18 protein-coding genes are annotated in these 22,938 nt (G+C 74.7%); 12 read left to right on the forward strand and 6 right to left on the reverse strand.

What is annotated here, in order from left to right:
- Nucleotides 1-31: 31 nt before the first annotated feature.
- The 5 genes from ACFVVO_RS20805 (at nt 32) to ACFVVO_RS20825 (ending at nt 5,689) form a co-directional block, all read left to right on the forward strand.
- The gene (locus tag ACFVVO_RS20805; protein WP_390056831.1) at nt 32-424 is read left to right on the forward strand and encodes an ankyrin repeat domain-containing protein; all 393 of its coding nucleotides are present in this window, start codon (nt 32-34) and stop codon (nt 422-424) included.
- A gap of 300 nt (nt 425-724) precedes the next feature.
- Entirely contained in the window at nt 725-2,143 is a 1,419-nt protein-coding gene (locus ACFVVO_RS20810; RefSeq protein WP_390056833.1) for a HEAT repeat domain-containing protein, read from the forward strand.
- A gap of 272 nt (nt 2,144-2,415) precedes the next feature.
- Nucleotides 2,416-3,546: a glycosyltransferase family 4 protein gene (locus ACFVVO_RS20815; RefSeq protein WP_390056834.1), complete on the forward strand. Its 1,131-nt coding sequence runs from the start codon at nt 2,416-2,418 to the stop codon at nt 3,544-3,546.
- On the forward strand, nt 3,543-4,724 hold the full coding sequence (locus ACFVVO_RS20820) for a glycosyltransferase (RefSeq protein ID WP_390056836.1): 1,182 nt from the start codon (nt 3,543-3,545) through the stop codon (nt 4,722-4,724). Before ACFVVO_RS20815 ends, ACFVVO_RS20820 begins: the two co-directional genes overlap by 4 nt.
- A complete protein-coding gene (locus tag ACFVVO_RS20825; protein WP_390056838.1) occupies nt 4,721-5,689 on the forward strand; it encodes an SGNH/GDSL hydrolase family protein in 969 nt (322 codons plus the stop codon). Before ACFVVO_RS20820 ends, ACFVVO_RS20825 begins: the two co-directional genes overlap by 4 nt.
- Here the strand turns inward: ACFVVO_RS20825 and ACFVVO_RS20830 are convergent.
- The 5 genes from ACFVVO_RS20830 to ACFVVO_RS20850 all read right to left on the reverse strand — a co-directional run bounded on the left by ACFVVO_RS20830 (nt 5,590) and on the right by ACFVVO_RS20850 (nt 10,111).
- Nucleotides 5,590-6,459, reverse strand: a complete 870-nt coding sequence (locus ACFVVO_RS20830) for a biotin-dependent carboxyltransferase family protein (RefSeq protein ID WP_390056839.1) — start codon at nt 6,457-6,459, stop codon at nt 5,590-5,592. The two genes, ACFVVO_RS20825 and ACFVVO_RS20830, sit on opposite strands and share 100 nt — an antisense overlap.
- Before the next feature lie 40 nt (nt 6,460-6,499).
- Nucleotides 6,500-7,117 carry a 5-oxoprolinase subunit PxpB gene (pxpB, locus tag ACFVVO_RS20835; RefSeq protein WP_390056891.1) on the reverse strand — a complete coding sequence of 206 codons (618 nt, stop codon included), beginning with the start codon at nt 7,115-7,117 and terminating at the stop codon, nt 6,500-6,502.
- A gap of 5 nt (nt 7,118-7,122) precedes the next feature.
- The gene (locus ACFVVO_RS20840) at nt 7,123-7,881 is read right to left on the reverse strand and encodes a LamB/YcsF family protein (RefSeq protein WP_390056840.1); all 759 of its coding nucleotides are present in this window, start codon (nt 7,879-7,881) and stop codon (nt 7,123-7,125) included.
- 74 nt (nt 7,882-7,955) lie between these two features.
- Nucleotides 7,956-8,786, reverse strand: coding sequence for a putative hydro-lyase (locus ACFVVO_RS20845; RefSeq protein ID WP_390056842.1), 831 nt, complete (start codon nt 8,784-8,786; stop codon nt 7,956-7,958).
- A gap of 5 nt (nt 8,787-8,791) precedes the next feature.
- Nucleotides 8,792-10,111 (reverse strand): MFS transporter, encoded by a 1,320-nt coding sequence (locus ACFVVO_RS20850; RefSeq protein ID WP_390056844.1) that lies wholly within the window; start codon nt 10,109-10,111, stop codon nt 8,792-8,794.
- A gap of 148 nt (nt 10,112-10,259) precedes the next feature.
- Between ACFVVO_RS20850 and ACFVVO_RS20855 the strand changes: the two genes are divergently transcribed.
- From ACFVVO_RS20855 to ACFVVO_RS20870, 4 genes are all read left to right on the forward strand, one after another.
- A complete protein-coding gene (locus ACFVVO_RS20855) occupies nt 10,260-10,961 on the forward strand; it encodes a GntR family transcriptional regulator (protein WP_390056845.1) in 702 nt (233 codons plus the stop codon).
- A gap of 136 nt (nt 10,962-11,097) precedes the next feature.
- The gene (locus ACFVVO_RS20860; RefSeq protein WP_390056847.1) at nt 11,098-12,624 is read left to right on the forward strand and encodes a hypothetical protein; all 1,527 of its coding nucleotides are present in this window, start codon (nt 11,098-11,100) and stop codon (nt 12,622-12,624) included.
- 31 nt (nt 12,625-12,655) lie between these two features.
- Nucleotides 12,656-13,534, forward strand: coding sequence for a hypothetical protein (locus ACFVVO_RS20865; protein ID WP_390056849.1), 879 nt, complete (start codon nt 12,656-12,658; stop codon nt 13,532-13,534).
- Between the two features lie 37 nt (nt 13,535-13,571).
- The gene (locus tag ACFVVO_RS20870; protein WP_390056850.1) at nt 13,572-18,242 is read left to right on the forward strand and encodes a hypothetical protein; all 4,671 of its coding nucleotides are present in this window, start codon (nt 13,572-13,574) and stop codon (nt 18,240-18,242) included.
- 63 nt (nt 18,243-18,305) lie between these two features.
- On the opposite strand, the gene ACFVVO_RS20875 is transcribed toward ACFVVO_RS20870, so the two are convergent.
- Nucleotides 18,306-18,854, reverse strand: a complete 549-nt coding sequence (locus ACFVVO_RS20875; protein ID WP_390056851.1) for a hypothetical protein — start codon at nt 18,852-18,854, stop codon at nt 18,306-18,308.
- A gap of 399 nt (nt 18,855-19,253) precedes the next feature.
- On the opposite strand from ACFVVO_RS20875, the gene ACFVVO_RS20880 reads away from it, so the two are divergent.
- From ACFVVO_RS20880 to ACFVVO_RS20890, 3 genes are read left to right on the forward strand one after another with little or no spacing between them, the layout of a single operon-like run.
- Nucleotides 19,254-22,088: a nitrate- and nitrite sensing domain-containing protein gene (locus ACFVVO_RS20880; RefSeq protein ID WP_390056852.1), complete on the forward strand. Its 2,835-nt coding sequence runs from the start codon at nt 19,254-19,256 to the stop codon at nt 22,086-22,088.
- Complete coding sequence (locus tag ACFVVO_RS20885; protein WP_390056854.1) at nt 22,085-22,519, forward strand: roadblock/LC7 domain-containing protein; 435 nt, start codon at nt 22,085-22,087, stop codon at nt 22,517-22,519. Before ACFVVO_RS20880 ends, ACFVVO_RS20885 begins: the two co-directional genes overlap by 4 nt.
- A gap of 9 nt (nt 22,520-22,528) precedes the next feature.
- On the forward strand, nt 22,529-22,924 hold the full coding sequence (locus ACFVVO_RS20890) for a DUF742 domain-containing protein (RefSeq protein WP_390056855.1): 396 nt from the start codon (nt 22,529-22,531) through the stop codon (nt 22,922-22,924).
- Nucleotides 22,925-22,938: the final 14 nt, after the last annotated feature.

Consider the following 22,938-nt stretch of genomic DNA (forward strand, 5'->3'; position numbering starts at 1 on the left):
TGAACGGTTGTAATGAGAGGCGGTCACGCCGATGAGTGACGTTCCCGACCCCGAGGTCGTGGAGCTGGCGACCAAGATCTTCGATCTGGCCCGGCAGGGGCGTACGGACGAGCTCGCGGCGTATATCGACGCCGGCGTGCCGGCCAACCTCACCAACGACCGTGGCGACTCCCTGGTGATGCTCGCCGCGTACCACGGTCACGCCGACGCGGTGCGCGCCCTGCTCGCCCGGGGCGCCGAGGCCGACCGGATCAACGACCGGGGACAGACCCCGCTCGCGGGAGCCGTGTTCAAGGGTGAGACGGAAGTGATCAGAGCCCTTCTGGAGGGCGGCGCCGACCCGGCCGCGGGCACCCCCTCGGCCGTCGACACGGCACGCATGTTCGGCAAGGCAGAACTCCTGGAGCTGTTCGGCGCGCACTGACGCGGCCGTTCTGACCAGGCACGACACGGACAACGGGGGAGGCGGTACAAGGCCGCCGGAAATACGGTCGCGGCAGCTCACAGCGCGGGTCATCATGACGACGTGATTCACGGACGCGATGGCTGGGCAGGTGATGCCGCACCGCGCGGACCGTGACGCGGTCCGCATGGGCCACCGACGAGAGGCAGAGAGAGATGGTCTACAGCAAGCAAGAGACGGCGGGCGCTCCGACGTTGTGTCACGCGGCCAGGTAATGCGTGTTTCCCGGTTGCGTCGACGCTTGATGTGAGGCTGTTTCCCATGTTCGATCCGGTCATAGCGCCCAGCGGTACGCTGCTCGGCCTGCTCCAGCGGGGCCGCGGCGACGGCACGCTGCACGCGCTCACCGCCCCACGCGCCGAGGCGCTCGCGGCCCTGAACCACTGTGTGCTGCGCGACCCCCGCCACGACTGGCAGGTGGAGAACCGCTCCCTCTACTACGCCCGGCTCTACCTCGACCTGCACGGTGAACTGGACGCCGTCGAAGCGCACCTCTTCGGTGCCGAGGACGTCCTCGACACCGAGGAGTCCCGTACCGGCCTCGCCCTGGCCGTGCTCGGGCACCTCGCCTCCTACGGCAGGCGCGACGCGCTCGAACTGCTGCGCAGGTACGCCGCCCACGGCTCCAACTGGGCCTGGGCCCTGGACGAGCTGGCCCTCCGGGACGACGACGCGGGCCTGCGCGCCCTCGCCGCCCCGGTCCTGGCCCGCTTCGCCACCGACCCGGAGGGCGAGGCCGAGCTGGCCGCCGCCGTCCGTGACGCCTTCGAACCCAGGCCCTGGCGGCTGTGGGCCGAGGATCCGCGCGCGTCGATCGCCACGCGCGTGCGTGCCGCCCAGGAGACCGGCTGTTTCGACCGCTGGCAGCGCCAGATGCGGCCCACCGGGCCACGTCCGGGCTGGAGCGTGCGAGCCGTCTTCGAGTGGGCCCAGCAGGGCATCGAACGCGGCGCCGCCCTCCATGTGCCGGCCGCCCGCTGCCTGGTCGCCGTGGCCGGTCCCGACGACCGGCCGGAGATCCTCCAGGCCGCCCGGACCGGCACCGACGGAGCCCGTTGCACGGCCCTGCGCTACCTGGCCGACAGCAACGACCCCGACGCCCTCGCACTGATCGAGGCCGCGGTCGCGGACGGAACGTCGGTCGTCGTGGAGGCCGCCGTCGACGCCTTCGAACGGATGCGCAGTATCGCCGCCGTTCAGCGCGCCCGCGGCTGGGCCCAGCGCCCCGACGTCCTCGGGGCCGCAGCCGGCCGCATGCTCGCCTGCCTCGGCGGGGCCCAGGACAGCGACCTCGTCCTCGGCGCCCTGCGCGAGGCCGTACGCGGCGAGGGGCCCGACGCGCCCACCCTGTGGACCCTGGTCGACGGCACCGGACGCCTCGGCATCGCCTGCGCGGCCCCGGTGCTGCGCCACGTCTACCGCGAGACGGCCTCCTCCCATCTGCGCGGCAGGGCCGCCCGCGCACTGGCCGCCACCGATCCCTCCTTCGCCACCGGCTTCGCCGTCGAGTGCCTGTGGGACTGCGAGGAGACCACCCGGGAGATCGCCGCCCGGCACGCCGAGACCGGCGACATCCGCGTCGTCGAAAGGCTCCGCCGCCTCGCCGCCGACCCGGCCGAGGAGGACGAGGTGCAGACGGCGGTCCGCAGCCGCTTCGGACCCGACGCGCAGACCATGTGACCCGGGCCCCTCGCGCCCCGGGTCACACCGGGGGTCCGGCAGGCACCGGCCAGGCGTGCGGGGGACGCGCGCGGCGGGTCCGCAGGCCGCCGTCGTACGCACGTCGCACGGGCGGGAAACCGCCCGCGCGTGAACACCGGATGACCCGCGGGACAGGCGGGAATGGCGGCCGTCCGGCCCGCGCGGGTGCGCGGTCCAACGCTCATGGGACGTTCCCCGGCCGGAAAGATCGACGTTGACGCGGCCACGTCCAGCCCGGCGACAACGGCAGTATGCGTGTCGTCATCGTGACCGAATCCTTTCCCCCCGACGTGAACGGCGTCGCCCACTGCGCGCTCCAGACCGCCCGCCACCTCGTGGACCGCGGTCACCACCCGCTCGTCGTCGCCCCGGCCACCGCACCCGGCACCACGGCCGACGCCCTGGCGGAGCCGTGTCCCGTCGTCCGCGTCCCCTCCCTCCCACTGCCCGGCTACCCGCAGGTCCGGGTGGCCCTGCCCAGCCGGCGGCTCGCCGCCGCGCTCACCGGGCACCGTGCCGACCTGGTCCACCTGGCCGGCCCCTTCGTCCTCGGCGTCCGGGGCATGGCGGCCGCCGCCCGGCTCGGCATACCCGCCGTCGCCGTCTACCAGACCGACCTGGCCGGATACGCCCGTACCTACATGGGGGCCGGCGAGTCGGCCGCCTGGCGCCGGATCCGCTCCGTGCACACCGCCGCCGACCGCACCCTCGCCCCGTCCAGCGCCGCCCTGCGCGACCTCGAGGCACACGGTGTGCCCCGGGTCCGGCTGTGGCCGCGCGGTGTGGACACCGTCCGTTTCCGGCCGGACCACCGGGACGAGGCGCTGCGCCGTGAACTCGCCCCGAACGGCGAGGTGATCGTCGGCTACGTCGGCAGGCTCGCCCCCGAGAAGCAGGTCGACCTCCTGGCCGGTGTCTGCGGGCTGGAGGGCGTGCGGGTCGTGGTGGTCGGCGACGGACCCAGTCGCGCCCACCTGACCGAGGCCCTGCCGGGTGCGGTCTTCCTGGGCCGCCGCACCGGTGACGACCTCGCCAGGATCTTCGCCTCGCTGGACCTGTTCGCGCACACCGGCCCCTTCGAGACCTTCTGCCAGACCGTCCAGGAGGCCATGGCCAGCGGCGTGCCCGTGGTGGCCCCCGCCGCCGGCGGGCCGCTCGACCTGGTCGCCCACGGGCGCACCGGCCTCCTCGTCCCCCCGCGCGACGCGGTCGCCGTACGGGAGGCCGTGCGCGCCCTGGCCGCCGACGCGGGGCTGCGGGCCGCGTACGGCGCCGCCGGGCGGGCGACGGTCCAGGGGCGCACCTGGGCCGCCGTCGGCGACCGGCTGATCGCGCACTACGAGGACGTGCTGGCCGCCCGGAAGACGGCGGTGGCGGCATGACCGGCACACCCCTGCGCATCGTCCGCCTCGCCAACTTCGTCACCCCGGCCTCCGGGGGCCTGCGCACCGCACTGCGGGAACTGGGCAAGGGCTTCCGCGCAGCGGGCCACGAACCGGTGCTGGTGGTGCCGGGCGACCGGCACACCGACCGCGACACGGAGCAGGGCCGGGTCATCACCCTGCCCGGACCGGTGCTGCCCGGCACGGGCGGCTACCGCGTCCTGGCCGACAGACGGCGCTTGGCCGCACTCCTGGAGCGACTGGCCCCGGACCGCCTGGAGGTCTCCGACCGGACCACCCTGCGCTGGACCGGCCGCTGGGCGCGCCGCGCGCGCGTACCCGCCGTGATGGTCTCCCACGAGACCGCCGACGGCGTGCTGCGCACCTGGGGCCTGCCGGAGCACCTGGCCCGGCGGACCGCCGACGCCCTCAACACCCGCACCGCGCACGTCTACGCGCGCGTGGTGTGCACCACGGAGTTCGCCGAGCGCGAGTTCGTGCGCATCGGCGCGCGCAACGTCGTACGCGCCCCGCTGGGTGTCGACCTGACGGAGCGGCACCCCGCACTGCGTGACCCCGGGCTCCGGGCTCTCCACGCGCGCGGTGGCGAGGCGCTGCTCGTCATGTGCTCGCGGCTGTCCGTGGAGAAGCGGCCCGGAACCGCCCTGGACGCCCTGGAGTCCCTGCTGCGGCGCGGCCGGCGGGCGGTGCTGGTGGTGGCCGGGGACGGGCCGCTGCGGGCGCGGCTGGAGCACCGGGCGCGCGAACGCGGGCTCCCGGTCACCTTCCTGGGCCATGTCGCGGACCGGGCCGACCTCGGCACGCTCCAGGCGTCCGCCGACGTGTGCCTGGCGCCCGGGCCCGCCGAGACCTTCGGGCTGGCCGCGCTGGAGGCCATGGCGTGCGGGACGCCCGTGGTGGCGAGCGCGTCCTCGGCGCTGCCCGAGGTGCTCGGGTCCGCGGGAGCGGCGGCGGCCGACCGGGGCGAGGCCTTCGCGGACGCCGTGGAAGCGCTGCTGGGGCGCTCCGAGCCCGAGCGGAGGGAGGCGGCACGCGCGCGTGCGGAGTGCTTCGGCTGGGGCGCGGCGGTGGAGGCCTTCCTCGCCGCGCACGACGCGGAGGTGCCCGGGCGTGCGGACGCTCCGCCCCGTCCCGCCACCCGGGAGGGCGCGGCATGAGACCCGTCCGCTTCGTGGCGCTGGGCGACTCGCTGACGGAGGGCGTGGGTGACCCGCTCGGGGACTCCTGGCGGGGCTGGGCCGCCCTGCTCGCCGCCGCCCTCACCGAGGTCCCCGGCCGGACGGAGTTCACGAACCTGGCCGTCAGCGGGGCGCGGACGCACGACGTGCGCGAATCGCAGACCCCGGCCGGGCTCGCGCTGCGCCCGGACCTGGTCTCCGTGGTCGTCGGCGTCAACGACACGCTGCGCCACACCTTCGACGTCGACGCCGTGGCCGTCCGGCTCGACCAGGTGTACGCGGCCTTCACCGGCCAGGGCGCCACGCTGCTCACCGCCTGTCTGCCCGACCCCGGCGCGCTGCTGGGACTCCCGGGCGCCCTGGCCCGCCCGCTGGCCCGCCGGCAGCGGGCCGTCAACACCATCGTGCACGCGCTGTCCGACCGGTACGGGGCGGTCCACCTGCACGCCTCGGAGGGCGCCTGGCTCACCGACCGTGCCCTGTGGAGCGCGGACCGGCTGCACCCGGGCGAGCTCGGCCACCGGCAGCTCGCCGTCCGCTTCCACGACCTGCTCGCCGCGGCGGGCCTCGCCACCGGGGCACCGCCGTCCACCGAACCGGAGTTCCCGGCCCCGACCCGTGCGGCGAGCCTGTGGTGGCTCGCCACCGCCGGGACCGGCTGGGTGGCCCGGCGCTGCACCGATCTGCTGCCGCAACTGCTGCGGCTGGCGGCGGACGAGGCGCGGCACCGTGCGCGGGGCACCACCGGCCGCCTGGACCTGCGCGCGTCCGCCGCGGTGTCACAGGCGCTGGCCGCCCTGCCCCCCGCCCGGCGCGGCGAGGGCGGCCCGACCGGCGCCGGGGCTCAGCGGCGCCGCACCGCCACGAACCGCACCGGGGTGCCCGGGACCGCCTGCGCGGCCGCCGGGAGGTCGGCCGCGCGCACCACGGCGACCACCGGGTAGCCCCCGGTGGTCGGATGGTCGGCCAGGAACACCACCGGGCGGCCGTCCGGCGGGACCTGGACCGCGCCGAGCACCATGCCCTCGCTGGGGAGCTCGCCGCCGCGGGCCCGCTCCAGGGCGGGCCCCTCGGTGCGCAGTCCGATGCGGTTGCTCGCCGGGGACACCCGGTACGCGCGCGTGGTCAGCGCCCGCAGCGCGTCTGCCGTGAACCAGTCGTCGCGCGGGCCCATCGTCACCCGGAGCACCAGTTCGGCCGGCGGCCCCGGCTGCGGGACGGCGTCCACGCGCGCGGGAGGGCCTGGCGGGGCGCCCAGCGGCAGCACCGCGCCGTCCGTGAGGGGCGCCGGACCGAGGCCGGACAGCAGGTCGCGGGAGCGGCTGCCGAGGACCGGCTCCACGGCGATGCCGCCGGACACGGCCACATAGGCGCGCAACCCGGCCACGGCCGTGCCCACCTCCAGCAGTGCACCGGCGGGCACGGCGACCGGGGCGCCCCAGGCGGCCGGCCGGCCGGCCACCGTGACCGGGCACGGCGCGCCCCCGACGGCTACGGTCACCGTCGAACGCGGGCGCAGTGCACAGCCGTTGACCGTGGTCTCCAGGACCGCCGCGTCCACCGGATTGCCGGCCAGCCGGTTGACGAGTGCCGCCACGCGCGGATCGAGCGCCCCGGAGCGGGGCACGCCGAGGTGGGCGTACCCGGGCCGACCGCGGTCCTGCACCGTGGTCAGCGCCCCGGCCCGCACCACGACCAGCGCTCGGTCGGTCATGCGTCCTCCCCGGGCGCCGGGCACACCCGTGCGTACGGCGTCACGCGTCCCCCACCGGCGTGAAACGCACCCGCGCGCCCGGTGAGAGCAACGCGGCCGGTACGCGCGCGTGGTCCCACAGCACCGCCTCCGTGGTGCCGATCAGCTGCCAGCCGCCCGGTGAGGAGCGCGGGTAGACACCCGTGTACGGCCCCGCCAGCGCCACGGCACCGGCCGGTACCGCCGTGCGCGGGGTGACCCGGCGCGGGACGTCGTAGCGGGCGGGCAGCCCGGTGAGGTAGCCGAAGCCGGGCGCGAACCCGCAGAAGGCCACCGTGAACTCGGTGTTCGTGTGGATCCGCACGACCTCGCGCACGGACACCCGCCAGTGGGCGGCGACCTCCGCGAGGTCCGGCCCGTCGTAGCGCACGGGAAGTTCGACCGGCTCGCGCGCGTGCGGGAGAGTGGCGGGCGCTTCGCAAGAGGCCAGTTCGGATGCCAGGCGGGCCGGGTCGGCAAGGCCGTCGAGCAGGACCGTACGGGCCGCCGGAACGATCTCGCGGACGGTCAGCGAACCCTCCGCTCGGCGTCGCAGCAACTCCGCGTGCAGGGCCCGCGCCTGCGCGCCGGAGGCGACCTCGACCAGCAGGGCGTCGTCACCGACGGGGAGCGCCGTCACGCGGCTCATGCGAAGGCCTCCACCCGGACGCCCGCCGCCACCAGCCGCTCGCGCACCCGGCGGGCCAGATCCACCGCGCCGGCCGTGTCACCGTGCAGGCACAACGAGCGGGCGCGCACCTGGATCCGCGCGCCGGAGTGCGCGATGACCGAGCCGGAGCGCGCGAGACCCACCGAGCGCTCCACGACGGCCTCCGGATCGCTCACCACGGCGCCGTCCCGGTCGCGCGGCACCAGCGTGCCCGCGTCGGTGTAGGCACGGTCGGCGAACGCCTCCGTGACGGCGGGCAGGCCCGCCTTCCCGGCCAGCTCCAGCAACCGCGAGCCGGGCAGGCCCAGGACCGGCAGCGAGGCGTCCGCCAGCAGCACGCCGTCGACCACCGCCGCGGCCTGGTCCTCGTCGTGCACCACCCGGTTGTAGAGCGCGCCGTGCGGCTTGACGTACGCCACGCGCGCGCCCGCCGCCCGGGCGAACACCTCCAGGGCGCCGATCTGGTAGGCGACTTCGGCCGCCAGCTCGGCGGGCGGCACGTCCATCGCGCGCCGCCCGAACCCGGCGAGGTCCCGGTAGGAGACCTGCGCGCCGATCGTCACCCCGCGCGCGGCGGCCAGCTCGCACACCCGGCGCATGGTGGCCGCGTCGCCGGCGTGGAACCCGCAGGCCACGTTGGCGCTGGTGACGACGGTCAGCAGTCGCTCGTCGTCGGTCAGCCGCCAGCGGCCGAATCCCTCGCCCAGGTCGGCGTTCAGATCGATCGCGGTCATGGTCCCTCGTGTCTTTCCGGTCCTCGTGTCGGGTGCTGCCCGGGTTTTCGTGCCGGGTGTGCCGCTCGCCGGCGTCAGTCGACGCCGACCACGCGGTACTGCTCGTCCCGCGCGTCGGTCAGGAACATCTGGCCCGGTGCGTGGGTGATGGCGAACGGCGGCCGGGAGGCCATCACCGCCGCCTGCGGGGTCACCCCGCAGGCCCAGAACACCGGGATGTCGTCGGGTGCGGCGTCCACCGGGTCGCCGAAGTCGGGCCGGCCGAGGTCCTCGACGCCGAGGGCCGCGGGATCACCGCAGTGCACCGGGCCGCCGTGCACGGCCGGCAGCAGGCCGCTCTCCCGGATCGCGGTGCGCAGGTGCTGCGGCGGCACCGGACGCATGGACACCACCATCGGCCCGCGCAGCCGGCCCGCCGGGCGGCACTGCCTGCCGGTCACGTACATCGGCACGTTGCGGCCCTGTTCGACGTGCCGGATCGGGACGCCCGCCCCGGCCAGCGCCCATTCGAAGGTGAAACTGCAGCCCAGCAGGAACGACACCAGGTCGTCCCGCCAGTACGCGCGCACGTCCGTGGGCTCCTCGGCCAGTTCGCCGTCCTGCCACACCCGGTAGCGCGGCAGGTCGGTGCGCAGATCCGAGCCCGGGGCGAGCACGGTCGTGACGGAACCCGCGTCGGTGACGTCCAGCACGGGACAGGGCTTGGGGTTGCGCTGGCAGAACAGCAGCATGTCGTAGGCCCAGTCCGCCGGCACCGCGATGAGGTTGGCCTGGGTGTGCCCGGCCGCCACACCCGCCGTGGATCCGGAAAGGCCCTCCCGGAAGCGGGCCCGCGCGGTCTCCGGGCTCCACGCGTGCGCGTGCTCGTCGACGAGGGTCACGGGCCGGTCGGAAGTACGGTTCACCCGCGTCACGCCAGCTCCTTCCCGCGCGTCTCCGGCAGCCCGAGCAGGGCGAGCGCCGCCAGGCCGTAGCCGACCGCGCCGAAGACCAGCGCGCCGCCCACGCCCCAGCTGTCGGCCAGGAAGCCCACCAGGGTCGGGAAGATCGCGCCCACCGCGCGGCCGGTGTTGTACGTGAAGCCCTGACCGGTGCCGCGCACCGCAGTCGGGTACAGCTCGCTCAGATAGGAGCCGAAGCCGCTGAAGATCGCCGACATGCAGAAGCCGAGCGGGAAACCGAGCACCAGCAGCAGGGTGTCGGCACCGTGCGGGATGTTGGCGTAGGCCAGCACGCAGACCGCCGAGAGCAGCGCGAACAGCCAGATGTTGCGGCGCCGGCCGAGCCGGTCGGTGAGGTATCCGCCGGTCAGGTAGCCGAGGAAGGCCCCGGAGATCAGGAGGGTCAGATAGCCGCCGGTGCCCACCACGGACAGGCCGCGCTCGCTCTTCAGGTACGTCGGCACCCAGGTCGCCAGTGTGTAGTAACCGCCCTGCACGCCCGTGGACAGCAGGCTCGCGAAGACCGTCGTGCGCAGCAGACCCGGATCGCCGTCCGTGGCCGGCCGGAAGATCGCCGCGAACGAGCCGCGCCGCGGGCTCTGTTCGCGGGCCGCCGTCGCCTCGGGCGCGTCGTGCACCCGGCGGCGCAGCCACACCACGAGCAGCGCGGGCAGCGCCCCGGTCCAGAACATGATCCGCCAGGCCAGGTCGTCACCGGCGAAGGAGAAGACCAGCGTGTAGGCGACCGCAGCCAGCGCCCAGCCGACCGCCCAGGAGCTCTGGATCGCGCCGAGGGTACGGCCCCGGTGCCTGGCGCTCGCGTACTCGGCGACCAGGATGGCGCCGACCGCCCACTCGCCGCCGAAGCCGAGACCCTGCAGGGCGCGGAAGGCCAGCAGTGTCTCGTAGTTGGGCGCGAAGCCGCAGGCCACGGTGAAGACGGCGTACGTGATCACCGTGATCATCAGTGCCCGGACCCGGCCCACCCGGTCCGCGACCACCCCCGCCACGGCCCCGCCGATCGCGGAGACCACCAGCGTGACGGTGGTGAACAGGCCGGTCTGTCCGCTGTCCAGACCGAAGTACGCCGCGAGCGCCACCATGCTCAGCGGCAGCGTGAAGTAGTCGTAGGAATCCAGGGCATATCCGCCGAAAGCTCCGGCGAACGCCTGCCGGCCGCGCGGGCCGAGGGCCCGCAGCCAGCCGAACGCGCCGTCCTCGGCGGCGCGTTCACCCGTTGCCGGTCGCAGGTCCGGTGTCACGGACCGGGGCGGAGGAGTCGTGCTCATGGGCACCTCGCAGAGAGGGGACGGAGGGTGCGGTGAACTGAGCCGTGCCGTGCGGAGGTTGTGCCGTGCCGAGCACCGTAGAGGATCGTTCAACGATCCTTCAATACCCCTGTTGTCTCGTCCCCACGACTGCGATTGAATTCCGGGCATGGCAGAGCAGCTGACGGGACTGGCCGGCGATCGCGCCCTCCTGGGGCGCACCAGCACCGCCGAACGGGTCTCCGACATCCTCCGGAGCCGTGTCGCCGAGGGCTATTTCCCGCCGGGCACCCGCCTGTCCGAGGACGCCATCGGCGGCGCCCTCGGGGTCTCCCGCAACACCCTGCGTGAGGCGTTCCGGCTGCTCACCCATGAGCGTCTGCTCGTCCATGAACTCAACCGCGGTGTCTTCGTCCGGGTCCTGACCGTGGAGGACGTCGAGGACATCTACCGCATCCGCGCCCTCGTCGAGTGTGCCGTCGTGCGCGGCCTCGGCGAGCCGCCGTACGTGCTCGACGGCCTGGCCGCCGCCGTCACCGAGGGGCAGCTCGCCACCCACGAGAATGACTGGAAAGCACTGGGTACGGCCAACATCCACTTCCACCGCGAACTGGTGGCGCTGGCCGGCAGCGAACGCACCGACGAACTGATGCGCAGCGTCTTCGCCGAGCTGCGGCTCGCCTTCCACGTCGTCGACCACCCGCGCCGGCTGCACGAGCCGTACCTCGCCCGCAACCGACAGATCCTGCAGGCCCTGCAGGCCGGGGACCGGCGCGAGGCCGAGCGGCTGCTGCGGACCTACCTCGCCGACTCGCTGGAGCGGGTCGTGGAGGTGTACCGGCGCCGGGTCGGCGAGGACGCCTCCTCCTGACACCGGGTGCCCGTCGAGACCACTCAGGTACCCGTGGAGCCGGCCCCCGGCCCCCGGCGCCTGTCGAGCGCCCGTGACGGCCGTCGCTTCTGCGTCGTTTGGGTCGTTGTCAGACCGAGGACCTAGTCTGTGCACCGTGACTTCGCCTGCATCGACGGACAGCGTTCCGCCCCAGCTCAGCGCGGGGCCGCGCCCGGCGCCGGGCCCGGCCGCCGACGAGGGGCTGGCGCGGCGGCTTCGCGCGCTCGCCTGCACGGCGCCGCTGCACGACCTCGACGCGCGCAAGGCCAACCTGGCCGGCGAGTACTCGGTGTACGGCATGGCCGAGGTGGCCCTGGCCGCCATCGACCTGGTCACGCTGAACATGGACTTCGACACGGGCGCCGACCACGAGCAGATCGTGGCCCGGCTCGTCCCGCGCATCGCCGCCCAGGCCCCGCACCGGCCCACCGCCGAGCACGAGCGCGTGGCCCGCTGGGTCCTGGAGAACCTGATCAACGTCGGCAGCGTGGACCGCGGCTTCCGCGCGGTGTACGGCACGTTCGCGCCGGACGGCACCTACGTCCGCCGTGACTACGACTTCAAGCTGATCGAAGAGGTCCCCGGCCCCGGCGGCACGGTCTACCTGCGCACGACCGACGAAGCCGTCAACGTCCTCGTCGGCGCCCTGGACACCGACGTCACCAGCGCGCAGATCGCCGCCGAGGTCAAGCTCGAGGTGCTGATCAACCGGGGGCGCCTCGCCGACGCCCAGCTCGCCGCCGAGCAGGCCCGCTACCGCACCGTGCAGTACTCGGAGACCCTGCGCCGCGCCCTGGATGCCACCCGGCGCAACGTCCGCGCGGTCGACTGGCTCAACGCCGTGCCCGACATGATCGCCGAGGCCCTCGACCACGTGGCCGACCGCTACCGGCACGAGAACGCGATCCTCACCAACATCCGCAAGGCCCGCGACGAGACCGAGGACGCCGGGAACAAGCGCCGCGCCGCAGAGCTGGTGGACATCGTCAAGGACTGCATCCGCCGGCACACCCAGCTGCAGTCCCGGCTGCTGGAGGCGGGCCCGCTGTTCCGCGCCGAACAGGACAGACAGGCGTTCGCCCCGGCGGCGTCCACCTCGGGGACCGACCTGTACGGCCACCTCCTCGCGCCGGCGCTGCCGCTGCCGCTGGAGCGGGCGGTCCGGATCACGGACGCGTTCTTCGCCAACGCCACCGGCCTGCGCACCCCGGTGTCGGTGCGGGTCGGCGACCTCGTGGACATCCTGCTGACGCCGCCGGTGGAACGGGAGCACCTGGGCGCGGAGATGCCTGAGCCCGACCTGATCGCGACACCGGACGACAGCCGGTTCAGCGAGGAACAGCTAGCCGCCGCCATGGAACTGCTGGACCTGCCGGCGGACGCCCCGCGCAGGCTGTCCGGACTGCTGGCCGAGGCACGCGGGCAGGACCCCGAACTGCCCTACCTGGTCGCGCTGCTGGCCGTGCACGCGGCCAGCCCCGCGGTCGGCACCGCCTACCGGCAGGGCGAACAGAAGCTGCTGTTCGCCGTCGACGACGGGACGGAGCTGGACGATCCCGAGTTCGGCGGGGCCGACCTGATCGTCGGAACGGCGCTGCTGGACGCGGCGGGAATGGCCGCCGACCGGACGGAAGCAGCATGAGTGAGCGAGACCGCGACAAGGAGCCCAGACCGTGACCGAGCACGTCGAGTGGAGTGACACGGAGGCCCCGGCCCCGTCGGCGTCCGCCGCCGTCACCCCCGCCGACGCCGCCGACGCGGCGCGGCTCGTCGCCTTCGGGCTGCAGCCCAAACTGCAGCCCGCACGCGACCAGGAGTACACCGATCTGCTGCGCCGCTACCGCGAGGAACCGGCGTTCGCGCGGCTCGCGGACGCCGTCGCCGCCGGCCTCGGCCTGATCGTGCTCGAGGTGTCCCCGCGCGCGGGAATGGCCGTGACCGCCGCCGAGGACTCGGTGTTCGCCGTCCGCATGGGCGACTACGCGCGTCGCACCGCCGCCGACTCCGGGGACCGCTTCCTGCACGGGCTGGCCCACCTGGCCGTCGCCGCACTGGCGTTCCCGCGCCCGGAGGACCTTGCCGACGACTCCTACATCGGCCGGATCACCGTCAACGGCGTCGACGCCTTCGTCCGGCAGGCCTGCCGCCGTCTGGAGGAACGGGCCGAGGAACGCGGCGAGAACACCGACCCGGCCACCGACGCGCCCGGTCTGGAGGCCGCCTGGCGGATCTGGGCCCGGCGCAGCGCGACCGGCGCCACCAAGGACGCGCGCCGGCCGGCCGCCTCGACCACGGGCATCGTCGCCAAGGCGGCGGCCTTCCTCACCGACTCCGGCTTCCTCCAGCGCACCGGGGACGACCACGGCGGCACCTACCGCACCACGGCGCGCTACCAGCTCCAGGTGCGCGACCTGGCCGGCGGCGCCGCGATGGCCGAGCTGCTGGAGCTGGGTGTCGTCCCGGTCACCGACGGCTCGGCCAGCCTGCTGGCCGCCGAGGACACCGAAGACCTGGACCTGGTGGCCGACGCCGGGCTGCCGTTCCACTCCTGATCCACCGCATTCCTGACCAGACTTACGAGAGTCCGCCATGTACGAGCTGTCCCGGATCCGCCTCTACTCCATCGGGCCGGCCGGTGCGCGCTATGCCGACACCGTGCTCGACCTGCGGGGCGTGGGCGAGCCCGTGCCCGACCCCGCCCCCACGCAGGCGGAGTTCTTCGCGGAGGAGCCGTCCGGCCCGCCGCGCCGGCCCGCGCCCGCGGGCGTGCTCTTCCTGGAGAACGGCGGCGGCAAGTCCGTCCTGCTCAAGCTGATCTTCTCGGTGATGCTGCCCGGCCACCGCAACACCCTGGGCGGCGCCAGCTCCGGCGTGCTGCGCAAGTTCCTGCTCGCCGACGACTGCGGGCACGTGGCGCTGGAGTGGCAGCATGTGCAGACCGGCGAGTGCGTCGTCGTCGGCAAGGTCAGCGAGTGGCGCGGACGCCAGGTCTCCAGCGATCCGCGGAAGTTCGCCGAGGCCTGGTACTCCTTCCGGCCAGGCCCCGGCCTCAGCCTGGACAACCTGCCCGTCGCCGAGTCCACCGCGGTGCGGCCGCCCGTCGAGGGCAGCTCGGGCGCCCAGGGCCGGCGCCGCACCATGAAGGGCTTCCGCGACGCCCTCACCGAGGCCGGCAAGGCCTACCCCCACCTGGAGGTGCACTGGGAGGAGATCCACGACCGCTGGATCGAGCACCTCGGCGACCTCGGCCTCGACCCCGAACTCTTCCGCTACCAGCGGGAGATGAACGCCGACGAGGGCGAGGCGGCGGGTCTCTTCGCGGTCAAGAAGGACTCCGACTTCACCGACCTGCTGCTGCGCGCGGTCACCGACACCCGCGACACCGACGGCCTCGCCGACCTGGTCAGCGGCTTCGGCAACAAACTCGGCCGGCGGGCCGAGCTGATCGCGGAGCGGGACTTCACCGCGGGCTCCGTCGACCTGCTCGGGAGGATCGTCGAGGCCGCCGAGACGCGCTCGCGCGCGCGTGACGTCCACTCCGGCGCCGAACGCCGTACCCGCACCCTGGCCCGGCGGCTGTCCGCACGGGCCGTGCGAGAGCGGGTGCGCGCCGCCGATCTGGCGCAGCGCGTCACGGCCGCCGCCTACGCCGTCACGCACTCCGAGGGGGCGCGCGAGCGCAGCTCGCTCATCGCCGCCGAACTCGCCTACCGCCACGCGTCCCTGGCGCTCGCCGCCGCCGAGAAGGCCGCCGCCGCGCAGAAGCGCGAGCTGGCCGACGCACGCACCCTGCACTCCGCGTGGCAGGCCGCCGAGGCCGTGCTGCGGCACCGCGCCGCCGCCGACCGGATCGCGCGCGTGTCCGCCGCCATCCAGGAGGCCGAGCGGGACGCGGCCCCCGCCCTCGCCGCCCGCGCGAAGGCCGCCGTGGACCTCGTACGGGCCCTGCACGCGGCCGCCGAGAGCGCCGAGAGCCTCGCCAACGAGGGGGAGGAGCGCTCAGCGGCCCTGCAGGAGGTCGGTGAGAGCGGCTACCGCGACTCCACCGCCGCCGCCACCGAGGGCCAGCGTGCCCGCAGCGAGGCCGGGCACCTGCGTCAGCGCCTCGCCGAGGTCGAGCAGGAGACGGCCGAGGCGGTCCGCGCCGGCTGGCTCGACGACAGCGCGCCGGACGCCGACCCGGCCCGCGCCGCGCTCGCCGCGAGCGACGCCGAGAAGACCGCAGTCGCGGCCTGGGACGCGGCCCGTGAGGCCGCCCGCAAGGCCACCGCGCACGCGCGCGAGGCGGCCTCCGCCGAGGCACGCGCCGAGCTGACGGCGGCCCGCGCGGCGGACGCCGCGACCGCGGCAGAACGCGCCCACGACGCCGAGCGGCGCCTCGCCGAGACCCTCGCCGCCGAGGACCGGCTCGCCGAACTGCTGAGCCTGCCGGCCGGGTCGGCCCGGACCGGGGTGGCCGGGGTGCCCGCGCCCAGGACCGAGGCCGCCGACCCGTCGATGCGGGCGGGCGACCCGGCGGCAGCCACCCGTTCTCGTACCGAGGGCCCGCTGGGCCCCGAGGAACTCGACCGCTTCGCCGACGAGTTGCGCGAACTCCTCGACGACGCCGTGTCGACCGCCGAACGGCACCTGTTCGACCTTCGCACGGCCGCCGCCGACGACGCCCGCATCCTCGGCGCCCTGGGCGACGGCGGGTTGCTGCCGCCCGGACCGGACGTGCTGGCCACCGTCGAGTTCCTCGGCGAGCACGGCATCCCCGCGCTGCCCGGATGGCGCTACCTCGCGCAGGCCGTCGACCCCGCCGACCACGCTCGCGTGCTCGCCGCCCGCCCCGAACTGGTCGACGGTGTGATCATCACCGACCCCGACACGCACGCGCGTGCCCGTGAGGCGCTCGGCGACGCCGCCCTGCTGCCCCGCTCCGCAGTGGCGGTCGGCACGGCCGCGGCCCTGCTGGCCCCGACCCCGGCGCCCGGCACCGCACCCGGCGACGTCTTCCTGGTGCCGCCCAACCCCGCCATGCACGACGAGCACGCGGCGGACGAGGAGCGGCAGGCCCTGCGCGCGCGGGCGGGCGAGCGCGACGAGGAGATCCGCGCGCTCGCCGCCCGGCTCGGCCGGGACCGCGAGCTGGCGGCCCGCCTCGCCTCCTGGCGCACCGGCTGCCCGGCCGGGCGGCTCACCGAGCTGGGCGAGGCGGCCCAGGAGGCACGCGCGTTCGCCGAGGAGAGCGAGGCCGAACTCGCCGAGGCACGCACCGCGCGCGCGGAGGCCGACGAGACCGCCGCCGAGGCCACGCAGGTCCGCGACGAGCGGCAAGAGGCCGCGCAGCGGGCCCGGCGCGCCGCCGACGCCCTCGCAGGGCTCGCCTTCCGGCTGCGCGAGCGCGCCGGCTGGCAGGTCAGGCTCCGCGAACTCGCCGACGAGGCGGCCGAGTCGGAGGCCCGCGCCCAGGCCTGCCTGGAACGCGCCCGCGCCGCCGACGAGGATCGCCGCGCCGCCCAGCGGGCCGCCGACGACGCCCGCCGCACCACGCGTGCGCTGCGCGCCGAGCGTTCCGAGATCGCGGGCGCCCCCGACGACGTACCGGCGGCGGACGCCGACGCCTCGAAGGCATCCCTGCCCGCCCTGCGCGAGGCCTACCGAGCCGCCTCCCAGGTGTACGAGAAGGTCGGCGTCGGCGCCGACCTGCGGGCCGAGCAGGCCCGCGCGGAGAGCGACGAGAGCGCCGCCCGCACCGACTTGGACCGCCTCAGCAACAAGGTCCGCACCCGTGCCGAGCAGCTGCTCCAGTCGCCGGACGGTTCCGACGGCCCCTCCCGGCAGGCGGCCGCCGCGCGCGCGGAGGAGCTGGTGCAGCTCCTGGAGACCCGTATGTCCACCGCGAGCGAGCAGCTCGGCCGGCTGCGGGGGGAGGCCGAGCGGCACGCCCCCGAGGACGGCGAGGCGCACACCGAGCTGTCCGGGGAACTCACCCCGCGCGACGCCGAGCACGCCCAGGCCCTGCTGCGCACCGCCACGGCCGAACTCGCCGCCCGCACCGAGGCGCTGACCGAGGCCCGGGACGCGCACGCCGAGCTGCTGGAGGCCCACCGGGCCGCGGAGGACGCCGTCGGCGGCTTCGACGAGATCGCCGCGATGCTCCGCGACCTGCTGCGCGAGCACACCGCCGACGAGGAGCAGGAGGAGACGGAGCCCTACCCCGGCAGCCTGGAGGAGGCCCGGCACTCGGCCGCCGAGGCCCGCCGCTCCCTGCGCGGCTGCGCCGGCGACCTGTCCGCCGCCGAGGCGGCCGTCCGCGAGGCGAGCGACGTGCTCGTGCGGCACGCCAACTCCACGCGCTACGAGCAGGTCCGCACCCCCGCCCGGCAGCAGATCCGCGAGCTGCCCGCCTCCGCGCTGCCCGAGCACGCCCAGAAGTGGGCGGCCGCCTTCGCGCCCCGCCTGCGCGTCCTCACCGACGAACTGGCCCAGTTGGAGCGCAACCGGGACTCGATCGTCGACCGGCTCCGGGGGCTGGTCGAGTCGGCCCTCGCCACCCTGCGCTCCGCCCAGCGGCTCTCCCGTCTCCCGGAAGGGCTCGGCGAGTGGTCCGGGCAGGAGTTCCTGCGCATCCGTTTCGAGGAACCCGACCAGGCGTCGCTCACCGAACGGCTCGGCGAGGTCATCGACGAGGCCACGCGCGCGGCCGTGAAGAAGAACTCCGACCTGCGGCGCGACGGCATGTCGCTGCTGCTGCGCGGAGTCGCGGCCGCGCTGCAGCCGAAGGGCGTGGCCGTGGAGATCCTCAAGCCGGACGCCGTGCTGCGTGCCGAACGCGTCCCCGTCGGTCAGATGGGCGACGTGTTCTCCGGCGGACAGCTCCTCACCGCCGCCATCGCCCTGTACTGCACGATGGCCGCCCTGCGCTCCAACGACCGGGGCCGTGACAAGCACCGGCACGCGGGGACGCTGTTCCTCGACAACCCGATCGGCCGCGCGAACGCCACCTACCTGCTGGAACTCCAGCGGGCGGTGTCCGACGCGCTGGGCGTGCAACTGCTGTACACCACCGGCCTGTTCGACACGACCGCGCTGGCCGAGTTCCCGCTGGTGATCCGGCTCCGCAACGACGCCGACCTCAGGGCGGGCCTGAAGTACATCAGCGTCGAGGAGCACCTCCGGCCCGGTCTGCCGCAGCAGCCGCGGGCCGGGGAGGCGGTGCGCAGCGAGATCACGGCAACCCGCATGTTCAAACGGCCGGCCTCCGCGACCCCCTGATCGCGGGGTGCGGGACTGTGCCGGGGGCCGGCTGGGCCGGCCCCTCCCGTCCGGCCGGCTCCGTCAGGAGTGGGACAGCTGCCCGGTGCCGCCCCGCCGGCGTATCCGCGCCTGCTCCCGCAGGGTGGTCCGCTCATGACGCCGGCGGGCCCGGCGCTCCCGGCGCAGCGCCCGAGCCGTGCTGCTCGGCTCGGAGACGACGCCGTACCGCTGGTTCCACACCTGACGGGTCACCCAGACGTCGGCCACACCCCAGGTGGCGACGATCGTGCTGACCACACTGCTGATCACCATCGGGAAGGCCAGCCAGGACCCGGCCATCGTGCACAGGAACGCCACCATGGCCTGGATCAGCGTCACCGAGGTGATCAGCACCGCCCGCACTGCCGCCGTACGCACCGGGTCGGGCATCCGGCGCCGCCGGGCGGGCTCCTCGACCCACAACTGTCGCTCCCGCTGCCAAAATTCGCCGGTGGACTCCCCGGCGCGCTCACGCGCCGGAATGTCGCGATCCGACGCTTCCAGGTGCCGCCGCACCGACGAGCGCTCCGCCACGCTCTCCACGGTCGCTCCGCGCCGCTCCGCCGTGCCCATCACCGTGTCACTCCCCACCGCCGGCAGGCCCCTTGCCCCGATGTCCGAAGACGCCGACTCCCAGTGGCTGCCCGGCTTGCGCATGTTTACGCCACCGGGATGCGGGATGCGGCTCCTGTGTCCGATTCCGCCCCCATTTCCCATGAGGACAGACGAGCAACGAGCCGCGAAGATTCCCATCAGCGAAAAATTCCAGCCAACCAGTTGTCCGTACTGCTCCGGCCGGTTCCGTCCCGGGTCCCGCACCTCGGGCGCAAAGTCCCGCAATGCCCGGACAACTCGCCATCTCTCGCCTCCGGTGCGGAAGTTCGCACGCCACACGCGCCTTCGAGTTAACTGCGTGGCGGTAGTAGGCTCGCGCCGTTTGTTGACGCACATGTGTACCCCCGACCGGCGGGGGTCGAGCTGGGGGAGGCCATGCGCTTTCGCGGGAAGTCGATCCGCCGGAAGATCGTGGCGCTGCTTCTCGTGCCGCTGGTGTCCCTGACCGCCGTCTGGGGCTTCGCCACGGTACTCACGGGTCGTGAGGTCACCCGGCTCTTCAGCGTGTCCGACATCGTGCAGGACATCGGCTATCCCACCGAGGACGCCGCCCGCGGCCTGCAGCAGGAACGCCGCCAGACCCTCGTCTACCTCGCCGACCCGCGCGCGGCCGACGCCCTCTCGGCGCTCCACCGCACCCGCACCGCGACCGACCGCTCCCTCGCCAGGATCCGCGAGCACGCCCGGGACCGGGACGTCCTCGACGGCATGGACGGGGACGACAACGAGCGCCTGACCGCGGTCCTGGACGCCTTCGACGGCCTCGACTCCCTGCGCCGCGGCGTCGAGGCGCGCACGGTCAGCCGCGCCCAGGCCTTCGACCGCTACAACCGCCTCGTCGACCCCTGCTACACCTTGCTGGCCTCCCTCGACGGCATCGACAGCGTCGAGATGACCGAGCAGGCCCGCGCCCTCGTCAACCTCACCCGCGCCCGCGAACTCCTCTCCCGCGAGGACGCGTTGCTCGGCTCCGCGCTGGTGGTGGGCAAGGTCTCCCGCGACGAGACCCGCGACATCTCCGACCTCGTCGCCCAGCGCGGCCTGCTCTACGACATCAGCCTGCCGCTGCTCCCCGCCTCGGAACGCGACCGGTACGAGCGCTTCTGGGAGAACGCCACCACGGCCCCGCTGCTGGTGACCGAGCAGTCCGTCACAGGCACCGGTCCCGGAACCCCGCGCGGCGTCACCGCCCGGAGCTGGGACTCCACCGCGGCGAGCGTCCTCGACGAACTCGGCGCCCTCGACGACCAGGCCGGCGACCGGTTCCAGGACCGGATGCGGCCCGTGGCCGTCGGCGTGATCCTGCAGGCGGCCGTCGCTGGCGTCCTCGGCCTGGTCGCCCTGCTCCTGTCCGTGGTCCTGTCCGTGCGCGTCGGCCGCGGCCTCGTGCGGGACCTGCGCAAGCTGCGCCTGGAGGCGCACGAGGCGTCCGGCGTGCGGCTGCCCAGCGTGATGCGCCGACTCTCCGCCGGTGAACAGGTCGACGTGGAGACCGAGGTGCCACGGCTGGAGTACGGCAAGAACGAGATCGGTGAGGTCGGCCAGGCCCTCAACACCCTCCAGCGCGCCGCCGTCGAGGCCGCGGTCAAACAGGCCGAACTGCGGTCCGGCGTCTCCGATGTGTTCGTCAACCTCGCCCGCCGCAGCCAGGTCCTGCTGCACAAGCAGCTCACCCTGCTCGACACCATGGAGCGCAGGACCGAGGACACCGACGAACTCGCCGACCTCTTCCGACTGGACCACCTCACCACCCGTATGCGCCGGCACGCCGAGGGACTGGTGATCCTCTCCGGCGCGGCACCGTCGCGGCAGTGGCGCCGCCCCGTGCAGCTCATGGACATCGTCCGGGCCGCGGTCGCCGAGGTGGAGGACTACGAGCGCATCGAGGTCCGACGCCTGCCGCGGGTCGCCGTCACCGGCCCGGCCGTCGCCGACGTCACGCATCTGGTGGCCGAACTCCTCGAGAACGCCACGGTCTTCTCGCCGCCGCACACCGCCGTCCAGGTCCTCGGTGAGAGGGTCGCCAACGGCTTCACCCTGGAGATCCACGACCGGGGCCTCGGCATGACCGCCGAGTCCCTGCTGGACGCCAATCTCCGGCTCGCCGAGACACCCGAGTTCGAGCTCTCGGACACGGACCGGCTCGGCCTGTTCGTGGTCAGCCGCCTCGCCCAGCGCCAGAACGTCCGGGTCTCCCTGCAACCGTCCCCCTACGGCGGCACCACCGCCGTCGTCTTCATGCCCGACCTGCTGCTGTCCGACGACGTCCCGGACACCAACGGCATCGGCTTCCGCCTCGACCGAGACCGCCCCGCGAAGGAGACCGGACAGGCGGTGGGCCTCGGCCCCGCCCGGTCCCAGGCCCCCGCACAGCTCCCCGGCCTGCCGACCTCCCTGCTGGACGGGCCGGTCGAGCTGGAGGCACCGGTGGACCTGGACGCCATCAACGACTTCCCGGGTGCCCTGACGGACGAGGAGAGCGAGCGCGGCGGCCTGTTCCGCCCCCGCCGCACCCGCGACCACGCAGACGAGCGGCGGATCGCCCTGTCGGACGAGCCGCATCAGCCGGTCCCCCCGCGCGTCGCCGACAGCCCGGAACCCGACCGCACCGTCGGCCCCGTACCGCTGCCGCGGCGCCAGACGCCCAAGCTGGTCAGCTCGCACGGCCGGCCCGTCGTCGAACAGCGCGCCCGGCGCGGCGACCCCGACGACCAGCCCGCGCCCGGCCCGCGCCGCCCCGACGCCATGGGACCGGCCCCGCTGCCCGCCCGCCGGCGGGGCGCGGCGGCCCGGCGGACGCCGGCGCTCCCCGAGCGCGCGGACGAGCACACGGTCCCCCCGGGCGACGGCGCGGAACAGACCCCCGAGGTCCCGGCGCTGCCCCGACGGACCCGGCCTCCGCTGGCCGCTTCCGGCCACGGCCCCGGCGAGGGCACCCCGCCCACGGGCGACCCGGCCCCGGAGCCCGCGTCCGGCACCGGGCCGCTGCCCCGGCGCGTACGGCAGGCCAACCTGGCCCCGCAACTGAAGCAGGAACCCGCACGGCGCCCCGAGCGCGCCAAGGAGCCGGCCGACCGCGACGCCGACGAGGTCCGCAACCGGATGGCCTCGCTGCAGCGCGGCTGGCAGCGCGGCCGTGAGGAGAACGCCTCGGGCGACGACACACGCAACGGCACAGCACAAGGAACGACTAAGGGGGACGGTCGATGACCGCACCGAAGGCCACCGGCCACACGGAGCCGAACAAGGGCGAGCTGAACTGGCTCCTCGACGAGCTCATCGACCGGGTCGCCAGCATCCGCAAGGCCGTCGTGCTCTCCGGCGACGGCCTGCCCACGGGGGTGTCCAAGGACCTGACCCGGGAGGACAGCGAACACCTGGCCGCGGTCGCCTCCGGCTTCCACAGCCTCGCCAAGGGCGTGGGCCGCCACTTCGAGGCGGGCAGCGTCCGGCAGACCGTGGTCGAACTCGACGACGCCTTCCTGTTCGTCACCGCCGCCGGCGACGGCAGCTGCCTCGCCGTCCTCTCCGACGCCGATTCCGACGTCGGGCAGGTCGCCTACGAGATGACACTGCTGGTCAAGCGGGTCGGCGTGCACCTGGTCACCGCACCGCGCACCAATCTGCCCGCGGACGGGTAGTGGGATGACATGAGCGGAGACGGTCAGGGAAGCAGCCACTGGTTCGACGACGAGGCCGGACCGGTCGTCCGTCCGTACGCCATGACACGCGGCCGCACCACGAGTGCGGGCCAGCACCGCCTCGATCTGATCGCTGTGGTCGTCACCGAGCCAGGCGCGGAGGACCCGGAGACGGACCCGACGCTCGCCCCCGAGCACGTGGAGATCGTCGGGCTCTGCGCCGGAGCACCGCAGTCCGTCGCCGAGATCGCCGCGGAACTGAACCTGGCCATCGGCGTCGTGCGCGTCCTGATCGGGGACCTCGTGCACGCGGAACTCGTCCATGTGACCCGTCCGGTGCCCCCGGCCGAGCTGCCGGACGAGGATATTCTGCGCGACGTGATCAACGGCCTCCGGGCGCTGTGACCGGCGCGGAAGCG

Origin of the sequence: Streptomyces sp. NPDC058145 (assembly GCF_042884245.1) — a bacterium.
Classification (GTDB): Bacteria; Actinomycetota; Actinomycetes; order Streptomycetales; family Streptomycetaceae; genus Streptomyces.